Source organism: Terrisporobacter vanillatitrophus (assembly GCF_051148895.1).
Taxonomy (GTDB): Bacteria; Bacillota; Clostridia; order Peptostreptococcales; family Peptostreptococcaceae; genus Terrisporobacter; species Terrisporobacter vanillatitrophus.
The window spans coordinates 131,112-146,826 of record NZ_CP154625.1 but is presented as its reverse complement, the minus strand read 5'-3'; the positions used below and the strand labels follow the sequence as shown (position 1 = coordinate 146,826).

The window sequence follows — 15,715 nt, the reverse complement described above, 5'->3', positions numbered from 1 at the left end:
ATGTGTTAAATTAATATTTTCCCTCTAGAGTTATACTACCTCCCATTTGTCCCGCTCCTAAAAATAAACTCTTCGAACTTGTTCTAAACTTGAAAAAGCTAACATTATAGTCTATTATTATTCTGTTTAGATTATAATACTCTTTATCTATTTTAATACCCTTTGGAATTTTAAAAATAATTTCTTCTTCTTTACCAGGGTCTATACCCATAACTTTATTATCATCCCATGCATCTTTTTCATATCCTCTTATATAAAATTCCCCCAAATTTCCTGTTATATCTTCATAATTATAATCAAAACTAAGCTTCATTTCTCCTAAACTAGCTATATTTTTTGAATTATTTTTTACTATAACACTTACAACATAATTATATTTTTCTTCCTTATAATCTTTATATGTGATTTTAATACTATTATCTAATTGATCAAGATAATTAGAACTATTTGATAGCATAGTAAAAAATCCAAGTAATAATATTAGTGGTATACATATTATTAAACTAACTTTTATAAACTTTTTATTCATTTTTATATCCCCCACTTAACTTGCTATTTCTTTTTTTGTATATATTTTATTTGAAATATTCATTGAAATTAAATATAAAAACATAGATATTCCAGTCTTTATAATTAAACTATTATCTTTTAAAGTTGATACTTTTTCTGTAGCATCAGACTCAACACCATTACCCATAAAACTAAACATGCTTACAATTATTATTACTGCAATAATTAAATTAATTAGCACATACGATTTTCTATATCCATACTTAAACATTATTGGAAATAAAATTGAGATTAAAAAAAGAATCATACTTAAAATAGATAATGCTGAATCTATACTAAAATTATTAAATCCCCACATATAGTTCATAATTTTTGAATAGAAAAATGTGAGTATAAAAGAAATCACAATTATTATTGTAGCAAGTATATATTTGCTATAAACAATATCTTCTTTTTCTATAGGTAAGCTATTGAAGAAATAATCGCACTTATTAAGTTCATCTAGATGGAAACTTCTAAGTATAAATATATAACTTATAAAAAGTGGTATCATTATTGATGCTATAGGAAACAAAATAAAGGAAAATATGAGTATACCTACTATAAGCTTTACTATTGTTTTTATATCTGCTTTAAAGCAAGCAATTAGATCTTTTTTTAGTAAATTAATCATTTCCTAACTCCTTTCCATAATAGTAAATAATGTCTTCTAAACTTGCATTTTGAATATTATCATTATACACACCTAAATTATTGCCTATAATTAAACCTTCACTATAATAAGGTGTGTCTTTTCTATTTATAAGAACATTTCCTAGACTATCTAATTCTTTTTTGCTACCCTTAATTATTTTATAACTTTCATTTATAGTATCCTTGTCTTGACTAAATACTATCTCTCCATTATTTATAAAGGTTATATAATCCGCCGCCCTGCTTAAGTCTTGTGTAATATGAGTCGAGATAATAACACTCTTATCTCCATTTTCCAATTCTTCCTGAAGTATCTCTATCATTTCTTTTCTAAAAATAGGATCAAGGCCTGATGTTGGTTCATCTAATATCAATATTTTAGCATCATGAGAAATAGCATTCGCCAACATAAGCTTTATATTTTGGCCTTTAGATAAATTTTTTATTTTTGAATTTTTGTCTATTTTAAATTTTAATAAGTAGTTATCAAACTTATTACTATCAAACTTTGAATAAAAAGATGAAACTGTATTTTTAAAATCTTTAACTTTTAGATTTTCATAAAAATATAAATTATCATAAACAAATCCTATATTTTCTTTAAACTCTTTAGGGTTTTCTGATATGTCTTTTCCTTGAAAATAAATTTTCCCCTCGTCAGCTTGTAATAAATTCATTATTAACTTAATTAAAGTTGTTTTTCCCGATCCATTTGGACCTATAATACCCATTATAAATCCCTCCTCTAAATGAAAAGATATATTTTTCAACTCAAAATTATCAAGTTTTTTACTTATGTTTTCTAATCTTAGCATTTTATTCCCCCTCATAAAGATTTTCTAACGTAGAAATTAGCTCTTCTTTTGACAATCCTAAACTATTAGATAAATTTATAGCTTCTTCTAATTTTTCTTCTATTTCCCTCATTTTAGCTTCATATACTAGTTCCTTATTGAAGTGAGACACAAAACAACCTTTACCTGGAACCGTATTAATCAAACCTTGTTTTTCTAATTCTTCATAAGATCTTTTAGTAGTTATAAAACTAATACCTAATTCTTTTGCCAATACTCTCATAGAAGGCAACATCTGATTTTCTTCTATTTTGCCACTTAATATTTGCTCTTTTATTTGATTTACGATTTGCAAATATATTGGCAAGTCTGAATTACTTGAAATAATTACTTTCATAAGCCCTCCTTTTATCTGTGTTTTATAAATTTATTTTTTATATTTCTTATAGCTATAAATACCCCGTCAAAAATAAATATTGAAATAATTGGAACAAACATTACTAAAAGAATATTAATTAGTTTAAATGAACGTTCTGATAAAGCAAACATAAATACTCCCCTTTATATAAATTGTATTAACTGTATAATTATATGTTATACAGTTAATACAATTATGTACACATTAAAAATATATTTATATATAAAAAAGACTTATATCTAGTTGATATAAGTCTCTTTCTTATTTTATATTAAAAAATTTTTTTGCATTTTCTTTAGTAGCTTCACAAACTGTTTCATAAGAAACACCCTTTTCAATAGCTATAGTATCAGCTACAAACTGTACTAATGAAGGGTCATTTCTTTTGCCTCTATGTGGTGTTGGTGCCATATATGGAGAATCAGTTTCTATAAATAATCTATCTAAAGGTATTTCTCTTGCTACTTCTTTAGTTTTTTTATTATTTTTGAAAGTAACTGTTCCAGATAAAGATATATAGCATCCCATCTTCACATATTCTCTAGCTAACTCCACATTTCCACTATAACAATGTAGCACACATCCTATGCCTGGATTTTTATACTTTTTGATTATTTCAAAAGTATCTCCATGAGCATCTCTGTCATGAATTATTATAGGAAGTTTTAATTCATTAGCCAATTCAATTTGCTTTATAAACCATTCTTTTTGAACTTCCCTTGGAGAATTGTCATAGTAATAATCTAATCCTATTTCTCCTATTGCAACAACTTTTTCATTTTCTGTTGCTAGTTTTTTAAGTGTATCAATAGCAGTATCATCTAACTCCCCCACATCGTGAGGATGAACTCCTACTGCTGCATATATAAAATCATATTTTTTAGCAAGTTCTATACTGCTAATAGATGTTGCTATACATGCACCTGGATTTACAACTAAATCTACACCTTTTTCTTGAAGAGAAGATATTAACTCTTCTCTATCTTCATCAAATCTCTCATCATTTAAGTGAGCATGTGAGTCAAATAACATAGTTACATCTCCTTATCTAACTTCACAACCATCGTTTGCTCCAGTTGCAACTGGAACTATTAAATCGTCTCCGTCATTTCCTGCAGCTAATATCATCCCTTGAGATTCAACACCTCTTAATTTAACTGGCTTTAAGTTACATACTACTATAACTTCTTTTCCAACCATTTCTTCTGGCTTATACCATTTAGCTATTCCAGACACTATTTGTCTAGTTTCTGGTCCTAATTTAATTTGAGAAACTAAAAGTCTGTCAGCTTTTGGATGCTTTTCACAAGATAATATTTTACCAACTCTTAATTCTACTTTGTCTAATTCTTCAATTCCTATGAATTCTTTGTGCTCTAGTGGAGCTACTTCTTCTACTGTTTCTGCTTTTTCTGCAAATAATTCTTCCAATTCTGCTACCTCTTTCTCGATATCTAGTCTTGGGAATAAGGCTTGACCTTTGTGTACTTCTATTCCTGGCTTAATTAATCCAAATTCATTAGTACTTTCCCAGTTTGTTAATTCTTCTTGTCCTGCTATTCCTATTTGGTCATATATTTTATTAGCAGTTGTATTCATTATAGGATTAATTAATGTAGCTATTATTCTTATAGATTCGCATAAGTTGTATAATACTGCATCTAATTTACCTTTGTTAGCTTCGTCTTTAGCTAAAGCCCATGGCATAGTTTCGTCGATATACTTGTTAGTTCTTCTTACTAATTTCCATGCACCTTCTAATGCTTCATGGAACTGCATTTTGTTCATTTGAGTTTCAAATATTTCTCTTGATAATTTAGCTTGCTCTTTTAAACTTGCATCAAACTCGGTAGCTTCTATAGCTTCCGGTATTATACCATCGTTGTATTTTTCCACCATTGATACAGTTCTACTCACTAAGTTTCCTAAATCATTAGCTAAATCTGTATTTATTCTTGTTACAAAGTTTCTATGAGTGTAGCTTCCGTCTTGCCCAAAAGCAAATTCTCTAAGTAAGAAATATTTAAGTGTATCTATTCCATATCTTTCGATCATTGGCTCAGGATATACTATATTTCCTTTTGACTTACTCATTTTATCATTTCCAAATAATATCCATCCATGGCCGTATACTTGCTGTGGCACTGGTAAATCTAAAGCCATTAATAATGCTGGCCATATTATTGTATGGAATCTCATTATTTCTTTACCAACAACTTGAATATTTGCTGGCCAATATTTTTTCATTTCACAATCATTTTCTGATAAGTATCCTAATGCTGTGATGTAGTTACATAAAGCATCTACCCAAACATATATTACGTGTTTCTCATCAAAAGGAACTTTTATACCCCAGTCAAATGTAGTTCTAGTTACACATAAATCTTCTAGTCCTTTGTCTAAGAAGTTAGCAACCATTTCATTTTTTCTTGATTCTGGGAAACAGAAGTTAGGATTTTGGAATAATTCTCTTAATCTATCTTCGTATTTAGATAATTTAAAGAAGTAAGCTTCTTCTTTAGCTAAGTAAGTTTCTCTACCACAATCTGGGCATTTGTCTCCTTCTAACAATTGAGATTCCGTCCAGAAACTTTCACATGGAGTACAGTATCTTCCTTCATATTCACCTTTGTATATGTCTCCTTGTTCATATAATTTAGTGAATATTTTTTGTATTATAATCTTATGTCTATCTTCTGTAGTTCTTATAAAATCATCATAAGATATGTCCATAGTCTTCCATAAATCTTTTATTCCAGCTATCATTTCGTCTAAGTATTCTATCTCACTTACACCTTGTTCTATAGCTTTTTTTTGAATTTTTTCACCGTGCTCATCTGTTCCTGTTAAGAATTTTACATCATAACCACAAAATCTTTTAAATCTAGCCATAGCATCAGTTGCCACAGTAGTATAAGTATGGCCTATGTGTAGTCTACCACTTGGATAGTATATAGGCGTAGTTATATAAAATGTTGGTTTAGTCATTTTTGTTTCCTCCTCTTGTGCATAATTTTTATAAATAAAAAACTCGCCACTATGGAGTCCATAGGGGCGAGATTATTCGCGGTACCACCCTAATTTATTTATCATGAAAAATTTACATTGCTTAAAACACTATTTTCACAATAGATATCTTAGTAGACTGTAACATGTCTAAATGTTTTATCCTAAACTATTTCGGATAAAAAGCTCCAAGGCCATCTTCAGTAATTCTTTTAGCACTAGCTTTCACCTAACCTAGCTCTCTATAGAAAAAATCCTTACTTACTCTTCTCTTCTCAGCTTTTATTTTATATTTAATTTTTAAATATGTATTAAATATTATTCTCAAAATCGAATTTTTGATACAAATATTAATTAATTCTTTTAATCAATAAATTTATCCCAAGCTATATCAAGGATATACCGTTGTCCATATAAACCTTGTGAATTTTTAATACTATGTTTTTAATTTTAGTAAATTTATATTTTATTGTCAACAATTATCCTCTATGTAAGGAAAAAATAACAAATATACACAGAAGCTAGTACACCGGCTACATGACATAACAATGCACAAAATAAAGTATATCCTGTATCTTTTATTTTTAAACTACCATAATAAATAGCCATTGTATAAAAAATTGTTTCTGATGCTCCAACCATAGTAGATCCCATTTGTTCTGTAAGAGAATCAATTCCCACTCTTTGAATTAATTCGGCATACACTCCTAAGGCCCCACTTCCAGATAAAGGCTTTACGATTATAAGTCCTATTAATTCTTTTGGTATATTTAATATTTGGGCCACAGGTGAAAATATGTATTCCAAAACTTCTATTCCTCTGCCAGATTTAAAAATTCCAATAGCTAAAAATATCCCTATTATGTATGGCAATATGTTCCATGCAGTTTTTAATCCTTCTATAGCTCCATTTATAAAACTTTCATATATATCTATATTTTGTTTCTTACCATAGATAACAATAAATAAAATTATTACAGGTATGGCTATATTAGAAAAATAATCTAACATTATCTATACCTCCTTTGTAATAATTTACAACCTACAACTCCAACTATTGTGGATATAATTGTTGCAAATAAAGTGGTTAAAATTATAGAATTAGGATTTGCACTGCCTGCATCTATTCTTATTTTTAACATAGTAAAAGGAATTAATTGTATAGATGAAATATTAATAACTAGAAACATTATCATATCAGGAGAGGCCTTTTTCTTATTTGGATTTAATGTTTGTAATTCACTCATGGCTTTTAATCCAAAGGCCGTTGCTCCATTTCCTGCCCCCAACATATTTAATACCATGTTCATAACCATGTAAGACATAGCTTTGTGATTTTTAGGAACAGTAGGAAACAATTTTTTCATTAAAGGACTCATTTTATCCGCTATTTTATCTATCATCCCCGAGTCTTTTGCAATATTCATTATTCCCATCCAAAGTGCCATTACACTAGCCAATGTTATAGCAAATTCAATAGCTCTTGTCCCCTCATTTAGTATTGCTTGATTTGTTTCTGGTAAATTGTTAAAACATATACTCCCCACTATGCCTAGGGCTATCATATAAAACCATAATTTATTAATATGAATCTCCTCCTTTAAACCATTTTATGATGTATACTTAAAATAAATGATGTCTTATTTTATAATACTCTACATATACTTTATGCTTGAAAGTTGGGGTATATTATGTTTTAGTATAAGTATAAGGTTTTTTAATTTATTTAAATGTTTAAGGAGAAATACCATGAGAAATTTAACACTTCTTACTGATTTGTACCAATTAACTATGTTAAATGGATACTACGAGAAGAATATTCATGAAGACATAGTAGTATTTGATATGTTCTTCAGGAAAAATGCTTGTAATGGTGGATATACTATTATTTGCGGCATAGAACAATTAGTAGAATACATAAATGATCTTCATTTTTCAGATGATGACTTAAAATATTTAAAAAGCCTAGATTTATTTTCTGATAAATTCTTAGACTTTTTAAAAGATTTCAAATTTACTGGAGATATATATGCTGTAGAAGAAGGAACTATAATGTTTCCAAAAGAGCCTGTAATAACAGTTAAAGCACCTTTATACCAAGCTCAGTTAATAGAAACTGCTTTACTTACAATAGTGAATTTTCAATCACTAATTGCTACTAAAGCTTCTAGAGTTTGCTATGCTGCTGATGGTGATCCTGTTTTTGAATTTGGTCTTAGACGTGCTCAGGGACCAGATGCAGGTACTTATGGAGCAAGAGCTGCTGTAATAGGAGGATGTACTGGAACTGCCAATGTATTAGCCGGGAAAATGTTTAACATACCAGTTGTTGGAACTCAAGCTCATAGCTGGGTTCAAAAATTTGACAATGAATTAGAATCTTTCCGCGCTTATGCTGATGTTTATCCAGACAAATGTTTATTGTTAGTTGATACATATGATGTCCTAAAAAGTGGTGTTCCAAATGCTATAAAAGTATTTGATGAACTAAAAGCTAAGGGTCATAAGCCAATGGGAATTAGAATAGACTCTGGAGATTTACAATACTTATCTGTAGAAGCAAAAAAATTATTTGAAGAAGCTGGTTATACTGATTTATCTTATACTGCTTCCAATGATTTAGATGAGTATACTATTGCCAGCCTAAAATCAAGTGGTGCAGCGATAAACTCTTGGGGTGTTGGTACAAAATTAATTACATCGGCTGAATCTCCATCTTTAGGAGGAGTTTACAAATTGGCTGGTTCTTATGATGGTGATACACTAGTTCCTAAAATAAAAGTTTCTGAAGAACCAGAAAAAATAAATAATCCAGGATTTAAAAAAGTGGTAAGAATATATAATGAAGATAATATGGCTGAAGCTGATTTAATCATGCTTCATGACGAAAAAATCGATACAAATAAACCATTAACAATCTTTGACCCTACATATACTTGGAAGCATATAACTTTCCACAACTACACAATAAAAGAACTTCAAAAACCACTATTTAAAAATGGTGAATGTAAATACGCTTCTAAAAGCGTAAACGAAGTTAAAAAATATGTTAATGATCAATTTAATACTCTTTGGGATGCTTATAAAAGGTTTTCTAACCATAAAAAGTATAAAGTTGATTTATCAGACAAACTTTGGACGCTAAAATCTGACTTGCTAGATTCAAAAAAACGCTTATAATATACATTATAATAATAAAAGGGGGCCTATCAATGGATGTAACAGATTACAGAATCATAGAAATCTTACAAAAAGACGGTAGAATTTCTATGAAAGATTTAGGTAAAATAGTAGGATTAACTTCTCCTGCTGTTTCAGAAAGAGTAAAGAGATTAGAAGAATCTGGTGTCATAGAAGGATATAAAGCTATAGTTAATCCAGATGCTTTAGGAAGAGTAATAAAAGCATTTATACATATATCCCTACCTAGTGATAAGTATGATGCATTTTTAGAAGCTGCGAAAAATGACCCTAGAATAGTTGAATGTCACCATGTTACTGGAGACGACTGTTCTCTTCTAAAGGTTATTGTAAAAGATATGTATGAACTAGAAAGTGTTATTGATGGTATTAAAACAATCGGCTCAACAAAAACATCCGTAATACTATCAACCCCAATACAGTCAAAATCAATTTTATGATAAAAAATGTATCCTTTTAATATTAAAAGGATACATTTTTTTTATATTTATATAGATAAACAGTTAAAACATAATAAATATATGATTTTAAAATCTCTTCATCTTCTTTTGGTTCTAATAATCTTTTGGTTGCAGTAATATCTGCAAACCCTAGTAGCATTACTCCAATAACATCATCTTGTAATTTATTAAACATCTCCTTTAGTACTTCATGAGATGCATCACTTTTTTTATAAATAGTAAGAAGATACATATGGTATCTAGTATAATTATAAAGTAATTCTATGGATTTTTGTGATAAATTAAGATTTTGCCCTACTTCCATAGCAATATCTCCGCTAAATTTTTCATGTCCTTTAAAATGTGTTCTTCCATTTTCATCTATAGTTTTTGCTCTCGCTTTTCCTATATCATGTAAAAAAACACCTAGCTTTAACAAATCTAAAATCTTTATATCATCTTCTACTATTGTATTTAAGTATTTCCATATACTTTCATTCAAATGAATTGGAAATTTGTTTTCTTCTATGAGTTTTTCAAATTCTTCCAACGCATAAATAGTATGACTAAAGCAATCTACCTTGTGGTATTTACACTGTCCCACTTCTTTCATACTACTAACTTCTGGTATTATATCTTCTAAAGTTCCACTTTCATCTAGCTCCCATATTTTTTCGCAGGCATTATTACTTTTTATCCCATTAATTATCTTAAATCCATTATCCATAAAATCACCCCCTGTCTTTTCTCTATAAGTCTAGTACTTGCTTGTAAACAACATCTTTTTTTAATTTTCTTTCTTTACAAACTACTTTTATAGCATCTTTTTTACTCATACCATCATCTAAAAGGGCTTCTACATATTCTCTTTCACTTAAGTTACTATAATCATCAGCTAAAGTTTTTTCACCCTTAAATCCATCTACAATTAAAACAAATTCACCTTTAACATCTTTTTCATTAAATATATTTATAACTGTTTCAATATCTTCTCTTATTACTTCTTGATACTTTTTAGTAAGCTCTCTATTTACTGATATTTCCCTGTTTCCTAAAATTTTAAGCATATCTTTTAAGGTATCTTTCAATCTATGAGGTGATTCATAGAAAATCATAGTTCTTTCTTCTTCTTTTACTTCTTCCAATCTACTTCTTCTTATCTTTTTGTCTCTATCTAAAAAACCTTCAAAAGCAAATTTATGAGTATTCATTCCAGATCCAACTAAGGCAACAACAAATGCTGTTGCTCCTGGTAATACATCTATTTCTATATTATGCTCTATTGCTAACTTAATTAAATCCTCTCCTGGGTCAGAAATTCCTGGCATTCCTGCATCACTTATCAATGCTATATTTTCACCTTCAAGTAATTTATTTATTAAATATATTCCTTTTGAATCTTTGTTGTGCTCAAAATAACTTGTAAGTGGCTTAGATATTTCAAAGTGATTTAATAATTTTACACTGTGTCTTGTATCTTCTGCTGCTATTAAATCAACTTCATTTAAAACTCTTAAAGTTCTATATGTTATATCTTCAAGATTTCCTATAGGTGTTGGACATATATATAATTTCCCACTCATTATTATTCTCCTATATTTTCATTTGCATATATTGCGTCTATTTCTTTTGTATAATTTCCATCTTCATCATAAACATATAAAGGATCTAGTATTTTTAGCTCTGGTCTACCATCCTTTGTAAATTCAACTAAAACTAAATTAGGTGCTTTATTTGCTCTTGGATGAACAAATTGGATTACCTTAGGTTCTAAATTGTATTTTCTTCCTAAAGTTACTATATCAACAAGTCTTATCGGTCTGTGTATCATAAAGAACTTCCCTCTAGGCATTACAAGTCTTGACGCGGCTCTTATTACATCTTCTAAATTACAAAGTACCTCATGTCTAGATATAGCTTTCTTATCATTTGGATTTTGTATTCCATTCATGTGCATGTATGGTGGGTTAGAAGTTGCCACATGATATCCATGCACATCTAATTGCTTGTCTATAGTTTTTATATCACCTTTTACTATTTCAACTCTATCTTGTAAGTCATTTAGTTTAACTGTTCTGCCTGCCATTTCCCATACTTCTTCTTGTATTTCTACACCAACGATTTTTTCAGCTTCACTTTTTCCAGCTATAAGTACAGGTATTATTCCTGTTCCTGTTCCTAAATCTACAACTTTTGATTTCTTTTTTACTTTAGCAAAATTAGCTAAAAGAACCGCATCTATCCCGAAACAAAATCCATTTTTATCTTGTATTACTTTTAATCCTTTTAGTTGTAAATCGTCTATTCTTTCAGTGTCCTTTATTTTTACCTCCATGTATTTCTCCTTTACAATAATAGTAGGGGAATTAAATAATCCCCCTATACTTTAGTCCTCTAATTTTTTAAGCTCTTTTAACGTAGCCATATCAATATCTAAATCTTTTCCTTTTCCACAACCATCACATTTCTTAGGTGCTTGAAGTACTTTTATTTCTTCTTTCATGCATATTTTTATAGTTTTATCATTAAATTCTACTTTTGCTTGTTCTAATAAAGGATTTGTTTCTATAACCTTACCTTTAATACCATCTACTTTTACTATAGATCCAACTGGTGGAACTTTTTCTATAGCTTCCACATAAACATCGTGCTCGTATTTTAAGCAACAGAAAAGTCTTCCGCATATTCCTGATATTTTAGTTGGATTTAATGATAAACTTTGATCTTTCGCCATTTTAATTGATACTGGTTGGAAATCTCCAAGCCATGAAGAACAACAAAGGCTTCTTCCACAAGGTCCAAGCCCACCTATTGATTTAGCTTCATCTCTAACCCCAATTTGTCTAAGTTCTATTCTTGTTTTAAATATTGCGGCTAAATCCTTAACTAATTCTCTAAAATCTATTCTTCCTTCTGCCGTGAAGTAGAAAATTAGCTTATTTCTATCAAAAGTATATTCACAATCTATTAAATACATTGTAAGCTCATGTTCTTTAATTTTTTGTAAGCATAATTCAAAAGTTTCTTTAGCTTTTTCCTTATTTTCTTTATATATCTTAGTATCTTCTTCTGTAGCAATTCTTATGATGGGTTTTAATGGTGAAACTAAACTTTCTTCATCTATTTCTTTCTTACCAACAACAACTGTTCCGTATTCTAATCCTCTTGCAGTCTCAACTACAACATCCATATCTTTTTCTATTGCAAAATCAACAGGATCAAAGTAGTATATTTTCCCTGCATTTTTAAATCTTACTCCTACAATATTTATCATTTAATCACCTCATATATATTTAAAGACATCACTTGTATACTTACATTAAAGTTACAATTACCTTTTATTTTTATTTTAGTATCTTCTATTATATCAATAATTTTGGATACCTGAGAATATGTAATTTTAGTGCTCATATTTTGTATAAATACTATTTTATCAGCATTTATTATCATATTTTTATCTACATGTTCTTTGCAAATCATTATATCTCTAAAATAATTTATCATCATATCAAGTACAGTTATGCTTTCACTCTTATATTTTTCCATTTGACTAGGTATATCAAGAATTTCAACCATATTCTTACTTAATATTGTTTCTATATAATTTTGAACACTTTCTTTCATTTCATAAAAATCATTAGAACTAGATAATTCTAAAGCTTTTTTCATACTACCTCTAGAAAATGCTGATAAAAGATTTGCTCTATTTTCTTCTACTCCTTGACTAATTAAATAGTTTTTTACTTCAACAAAAGGAATTGGTGTAAATTTTATCACTTCACATCTGGATCTTATAGTTGGTAACAAACTTTCTTTATTATTAGTAACAAGAATAATTATAGCATATTCAGGTGGTTCTTCTAATGTTTTTAACAATGCATTTTGAGCCTCTACAGTCATTTTCTCAGCTTTATCAATTATATAGATTTTGTATTTTTTATGTGGCTTAATAACAATGTCTGATTGTAAATTTCTTATTTGAGCTATCTTTATACTATTACCATCAGGTTTTACTCTTATACAGTCCGGGGCATTTTCAAGGTGATGAGTTTCAAGAAGTATTTCTGCCAGTTCATTAGCAAAAGTTTCTTTTCCTATTCCTTCTATACCTTCAAACATATATGCATGATTTATTTTGCCCTTTTTTATAGAATTGTTTATATATTTTTTAGCAAACTCTTGTCCTTTTATATTTTCAAAATACATATCTACTTTCTCCACAGAGTAATTTTTTTATTTTTATAGTAATTATCTTATATTATAACAAATAATTAACTTATTTCTATATTTATTCTAAACACTTTTTGTCATTTATATAAAAAACAATTAATTTATAATTTTTCTAATAAAAAAAGAGATATTATTATATCTCTTCCTATTCTATATTATTGTATTAAATTCAAGATATCTTTTTTTATATCATTAATACAATTTTCTAAGTTTTCATTTATATAAAATTTATTAATACTTAAATTTGATAAATTTTCATCACTAAAATCTTTATTATCTGCTATAAATCTTCTACACAGCTCATCATAATTAGGCTTATCCTGTTTTCTTTCTCTTTCTAAGGCTCTTTCCAACCTAATTCCATCTTCTATATCAATATAAAACGGACATACCTTGTCGTCTCCGAAATAATCTCTTAAACTCTTATAGGCTTCTAGTGTTGTTATTAATAAATAATTGTTTTTATTTAAATCTATCTGACCATCATTTATAGTTCCATAGAACCAATCACCATGTACTGTGTGATACACCCTTTTTTCTATTACTTTATTTTCTTTTTCAAATTTATTTAGTTCATCTGTATTAATAAAGAAGTATTCTACACCATTAGTTTCATTTATACGCTTAGGTCTTGTTGTATAAGATACAATCGGCTTTAAATCCAAGTCTTTATCATCATTTATCTCTTTAAATATTGTATCTTTACCAGAACTACTTTTTCCCATTAAACAAAAAATTTTGCCCATATTCTCCTCCTGTTCTTTCAATAGCTAAAAATAGTTTTAATTTATGTCAATAACATCTATATATTCCAAGTTAACATCTTTAATACCACTTATTATCATACCACTTTTAATCCCCTTCTGGATATAAGTAATAATTTCTTGTGTAATTATTTCTCCAGGTGAAATTAAACTTATTCCTGGTGGATAGGGTATTATATATTCTCCGCTTACTTTTCCAACACTATCTTCTAACTTTACACTTATTTTATCACTATAAAATGCTTGTCTTGGATTTAGAACTTTTTCAGGAACATTTTCTGGATAATTTGTATCCTCCAATAACTTCTTATTGCTTATATTTAAAAGTAAATCATCCAATGATTTTTCCAATCTAATAAAATCTTTTTCATCATTACCAATAGTACATATTAATAAAGCTCCGTAATAATTGGATAATTCAACTTGAATTTTATATTTTTCTCTTAAGATACTATCTAACTCATAACCCGTAATACCTAATTTCTTTAAAGAGATAAAAATCTTTGTTTTATCCATACTATTATCAATTATAATATTTTCATTATTTTCAAATTTACTTTTTAAATTATCTATATTACTAAGTAAATCCTCCATTAACTTTATTCCGTACTTATCATATATATCTACTGCTAATTCTAGCGAAGTTAAAAGTACGTATGAAGGGCTTGAAGATTCTAAAAATCTCAACATAGATCCTATTTTATTTTTATCAACTCTGTTTCCTTTTATATGCATCATAGAAGATTGAGTAAATGACGGTAAGGTCTTATGAGTACTTTGGATTATTATATCTGCTCCTTGTTCTATAGCTGATTTAGGCAGATTATCACTTAATTGCAAATGGGCTCCATGTGCTTCATCAACAATAACAATTATGTTTTTGCTATGGGCATAATCACATATAGCTTTTAAATCAAATGTTCTTCCATAATAAGTAGGATACGTAAGAACTATAGCTTTTGCATCCAAGTTGTTATCTATTACTGACTTTGTATTTTCCCCATCTACACCCATTATTATATTTGTCTTCTTGCACACCTTAGACTCTATGTATACTGGCTCTATATCTCCTAATATGCATGCATTTATAACTGATTGATGACAATCTCGATTTACAATTATCTTTGATTTTGGATTACAAACTGACATAATTGATGCCTCTATACCACAAGTAGTTCCATTAACCAAATAAATTGTTTTATCACTATTAAAAACTCTTGCTGCTCTATTTTGTGATTCTTTTATAATTTCTTTTGCATTATGTAAATTATCAGTTCCATCTATCTCAGTTGTATCTAAAGTGTATATTTTTTCTAAAATATTTTTATATCCTAATTTTTCAAAAACTTTACCCATCTTATGACCTGGTACATGAAAAGATATCAAATTATCATCTCTTAATTCTTCTAATTTATTCAAAATATAATTTTCCATAACTTCTCCTTTTGCATACTTTACAAATTTATCTACAAAAATAAGACCGATGATTGTTGCTTAAAATCCTCGGTCTTATTTCTATTTTTCCAATAAAAAAAATTACGTGGCTACGTGCTACTCTCCCAGGAGGTCGCCCCCCAAGTACCATCGCCGCTCAAGAGCTTAACTTCTGTGTTCGGAATGGGAACAGGTGTATCCTCTTTGCTATAATAACCACATAAT

18 protein-coding genes, 1 rRNA gene and 1 other annotated feature are annotated in these 15,715 nt (G+C 28.5%); of the genes, 2 read left to right on the top strand and 17 right to left on the bottom strand.

Going from position 1 to position 15,715, the window contains the following annotated elements; all coding sequences use genetic code 11:
• Positions 1 to 10: 10 nt before the first annotated feature.
• From TVTCOM_RS00935 to TVTCOM_RS00895, 9 genes are all read right to left on the bottom strand, one after another.
• On the bottom strand, positions 11 to 529 hold the full coding sequence (locus TVTCOM_RS00935; RefSeq protein ID WP_434797987.1) for a hypothetical protein: 519 nt from the start codon (positions 527 to 529) through the stop codon (positions 11 to 13).
• Between the two features lie 15 nt (positions 530 to 544).
• A complete protein-coding gene (locus TVTCOM_RS00930; protein WP_434797986.1) occupies positions 545 to 1,183 on the bottom strand; it encodes an ABC-2 transporter permease in 639 nt (212 codons plus the stop codon).
• Positions 1,176 to 2,018, bottom strand: coding sequence for an ABC transporter ATP-binding protein (locus TVTCOM_RS00925; RefSeq protein WP_434797985.1), 843 nt, complete (start codon positions 2,016 to 2,018; stop codon positions 1,176 to 1,178). The genes TVTCOM_RS00930 and TVTCOM_RS00925 overlap by 8 nt, the downstream gene beginning before the upstream one ends.
• Before the next feature lies 1 nt (position 2,019).
• Complete coding sequence (locus tag TVTCOM_RS00920; RefSeq protein WP_434797984.1) at positions 2,020 to 2,394, bottom strand: GntR family transcriptional regulator; 375 nt, start codon at positions 2,392 to 2,394, stop codon at positions 2,020 to 2,022.
• Positions 2,395 to 2,405: 11 nt separating this feature from the next.
• Complete coding sequence (locus tag TVTCOM_RS00915) at positions 2,406 to 2,546, bottom strand: hypothetical protein (protein ID WP_434797983.1); 141 nt, start codon at positions 2,544 to 2,546, stop codon at positions 2,406 to 2,408.
• Positions 2,547 to 2,676: 130 nt separating this feature from the next.
• The gene (locus TVTCOM_RS00910) at positions 2,677 to 3,447 is read right to left on the bottom strand and encodes a TatD family hydrolase (RefSeq protein WP_434797982.1); all 771 of its coding nucleotides are present in this window, start codon (positions 3,445 to 3,447) and stop codon (positions 2,677 to 2,679) included.
• Positions 3,448 to 3,459: 12 nt separating this feature from the next.
• Positions 3,460 to 5,403 carry a methionine--tRNA ligase gene (gene metG / locus TVTCOM_RS00905; RefSeq protein WP_434797981.1) on the bottom strand — a complete coding sequence of 648 codons (1,944 nt, stop codon included), beginning with the start codon at positions 5,401 to 5,403 and terminating at the stop codon, positions 3,460 to 3,462.
• A 59-nt stretch (positions 5,404 to 5,462) separates the two neighbouring features.
• Positions 5,463 to 5,707: a binding site (T-box leader), on the bottom strand.
• Positions 5,708 to 5,907: 200 nt separating this feature from the next.
• Positions 5,908 to 6,432: a spore maturation protein gene (locus TVTCOM_RS00900; RefSeq protein WP_434797980.1), complete on the bottom strand. Its 525-nt coding sequence runs from the start codon at positions 6,430 to 6,432 to the stop codon at positions 5,908 to 5,910.
• A complete protein-coding gene (locus TVTCOM_RS00895) occupies positions 6,432 to 6,986 on the bottom strand; it encodes a nucleoside recognition domain-containing protein (RefSeq protein ID WP_434797979.1) in 555 nt (184 codons plus the stop codon). The genes TVTCOM_RS00900 and TVTCOM_RS00895 overlap by 1 nt, the downstream gene beginning before the upstream one ends.
• A 184-nt stretch (positions 6,987 to 7,170) precedes the next feature.
• On the opposite strand from TVTCOM_RS00895, the gene TVTCOM_RS00890 reads away from it, so the two are divergent.
• Both TVTCOM_RS00890 and TVTCOM_RS00885 read left to right on the top strand, forming a co-directional pair.
• On the top strand, positions 7,171 to 8,601 hold the full coding sequence (locus TVTCOM_RS00890; RefSeq protein ID WP_434797978.1) for a nicotinate phosphoribosyltransferase: 1,431 nt from the start codon (positions 7,171 to 7,173) through the stop codon (positions 8,599 to 8,601).
• 32 nt (positions 8,602 to 8,633) lie between these two features.
• On the top strand, positions 8,634 to 9,062 hold the full coding sequence (locus TVTCOM_RS00885) for an Lrp/AsnC family transcriptional regulator (protein ID WP_434797977.1): 429 nt from the start codon (positions 8,634 to 8,636) through the stop codon (positions 9,060 to 9,062).
• Positions 9,063 to 9,084: 22 nt separating this feature from the next.
• Here TVTCOM_RS00885 and TVTCOM_RS00880 read toward each other — a convergent pair whose 3' ends face one another.
• From TVTCOM_RS00880 to rrf, 8 genes are all read right to left on the bottom strand, one after another.
• Complete coding sequence (locus TVTCOM_RS00880) at positions 9,085 to 9,789, bottom strand: HD domain-containing protein (protein WP_434797976.1); 705 nt, start codon at positions 9,787 to 9,789, stop codon at positions 9,085 to 9,087.
• Between the two features lie 22 nt (positions 9,790 to 9,811).
• Positions 9,812 to 10,645: a 16S rRNA (cytidine(1402)-2'-O)-methyltransferase gene (rsmI, locus tag TVTCOM_RS00875; RefSeq protein ID WP_434797975.1), complete on the bottom strand. Its 834-nt coding sequence runs from the start codon at positions 10,643 to 10,645 to the stop codon at positions 9,812 to 9,814.
• A gap of 2 nt (positions 10,646 to 10,647) precedes the next feature.
• Positions 10,648 to 11,397: a tRNA1(Val) (adenine(37)-N6)-methyltransferase gene (locus tag TVTCOM_RS00870; protein ID WP_434797974.1), complete on the bottom strand. Its 750-nt coding sequence runs from the start codon at positions 11,395 to 11,397 to the stop codon at positions 10,648 to 10,650.
• Positions 11,398 to 11,448: 51 nt separating this feature from the next.
• On the bottom strand, positions 11,449 to 12,336 hold the full coding sequence (locus TVTCOM_RS00865) for a PSP1 domain-containing protein (RefSeq protein WP_434797973.1): 888 nt from the start codon (positions 12,334 to 12,336) through the stop codon (positions 11,449 to 11,451).
• Positions 12,333 to 13,268, bottom strand: coding sequence for an ATP-binding protein (locus TVTCOM_RS00860; protein ID WP_434797972.1), 936 nt, complete (start codon positions 13,266 to 13,268; stop codon positions 12,333 to 12,335). The genes TVTCOM_RS00865 and TVTCOM_RS00860 overlap by 4 nt, the downstream gene beginning before the upstream one ends.
• Positions 13,269 to 13,447: 179 nt before the next feature.
• A complete protein-coding gene (locus tag TVTCOM_RS00855) occupies positions 13,448 to 14,038 on the bottom strand; it encodes a guanylate kinase (RefSeq protein ID WP_434797971.1) in 591 nt (196 codons plus the stop codon).
• Positions 14,039 to 14,074: 36 nt separating this feature from the next.
• Positions 14,075 to 15,490, bottom strand: a complete 1,416-nt coding sequence (locus tag TVTCOM_RS00850; protein WP_434797970.1) for an aminotransferase class I/II-fold pyridoxal phosphate-dependent enzyme — start codon at positions 15,488 to 15,490, stop codon at positions 14,075 to 14,077.
• A 104-nt stretch (positions 15,491 to 15,594) separates the two neighbouring features.
• Positions 15,595 to 15,711 (bottom strand): 5S ribosomal RNA (gene rrf, locus TVTCOM_RS00845).
• Between the last annotated feature and the right edge of the window lie 4 nt (positions 15,712 to 15,715).

What these genes read in the sequence shown, in the direction of transcription:
- TVTCOM_RS00935 (WP_434797987.1), bottom strand. Translation starts at nt 529, where the DNA reads ATGAATAAAAAGTTTATAAAAGTTAGTTTAATAATATGTATACCACTA.
- TVTCOM_RS00930 (WP_434797986.1), bottom strand. Translation starts at nt 1,183, where the DNA reads ATGATTAATTTACTAAAAAAAGATCTAATTGCTTGCTTTAAAGCAGAT.
- TVTCOM_RS00925 (WP_434797985.1), bottom strand. Translation starts at nt 2,018, where the DNA reads ATGCTAAGATTAGAAAACATAAGTAAAAAACTTGATAATTTTGAGTTG.
- TVTCOM_RS00920 (WP_434797984.1), bottom strand. Translation starts at nt 2,394, where the DNA reads ATGAAAGTAATTATTTCAAGTAATTCAGACTTGCCAATATATTTGCAA.
- TVTCOM_RS00915 (WP_434797983.1), bottom strand. Translation starts at nt 2,546, where the DNA reads ATGTTTGCTTTATCAGAACGTTCATTTAAACTAATTAATATTCTTTTA.
- TVTCOM_RS00910 (WP_434797982.1), bottom strand. Translation starts at nt 3,447, where the DNA reads ATGTTATTTGACTCACATGCTCACTTAAATGATGAGAGATTTGATGAA.
- metG (WP_434797981.1), bottom strand. Translation starts at nt 5,403, where the DNA reads ATGACTAAACCAACATTTTATATAACTACGCCTATATACTATCCAAGT.
- TVTCOM_RS00900 (WP_434797980.1), bottom strand. Translation starts at nt 6,432, where the DNA reads ATGTTAGATTATTTTTCTAATATAGCCATACCTGTAATAATTTTATTT.
- TVTCOM_RS00895 (WP_434797979.1), bottom strand. Translation starts at nt 6,986, where the DNA reads ATGATAGCCCTAGGCATAGTGGGGAGTATATGTTTTAACAATTTACCA.
- TVTCOM_RS00890 (WP_434797978.1), top strand. Translation starts at nt 7,171, where the DNA reads ATGAGAAATTTAACACTTCTTACTGATTTGTACCAATTAACTATGTTA.
- TVTCOM_RS00885 (WP_434797977.1), top strand. Translation starts at nt 8,634, where the DNA reads ATGGATGTAACAGATTACAGAATCATAGAAATCTTACAAAAAGACGGT.
- TVTCOM_RS00880 (WP_434797976.1), bottom strand. Translation starts at nt 9,789, where the DNA reads ATGGATAATGGATTTAAGATAATTAATGGGATAAAAAGTAATAATGCC.
- rsmI (WP_434797975.1), bottom strand. Translation starts at nt 10,645, where the DNA reads ATGAGTGGGAAATTATATATATGTCCAACACCTATAGGAAATCTTGAA.
- TVTCOM_RS00870 (WP_434797974.1), bottom strand. Translation starts at nt 11,397, where the DNA reads ATGGAGGTAAAAATAAAGGACACTGAAAGAATAGACGATTTACAACTA.
- TVTCOM_RS00865 (WP_434797973.1), bottom strand. Translation starts at nt 12,336, where the DNA reads ATGATAAATATTGTAGGAGTAAGATTTAAAAATGCAGGGAAAATATAC.
- TVTCOM_RS00860 (WP_434797972.1), bottom strand. Translation starts at nt 13,268, where the DNA reads ATGTATTTTGAAAATATAAAAGGACAAGAGTTTGCTAAAAAATATATA.
- TVTCOM_RS00855 (WP_434797971.1), bottom strand. Translation starts at nt 14,038, where the DNA reads ATGGGCAAAATTTTTTGTTTAATGGGAAAAAGTAGTTCTGGTAAAGAT.
- TVTCOM_RS00850 (WP_434797970.1), bottom strand. Translation starts at nt 15,490, where the DNA reads ATGGAAAATTATATTTTGAATAAATTAGAAGAATTAAGAGATGATAAT.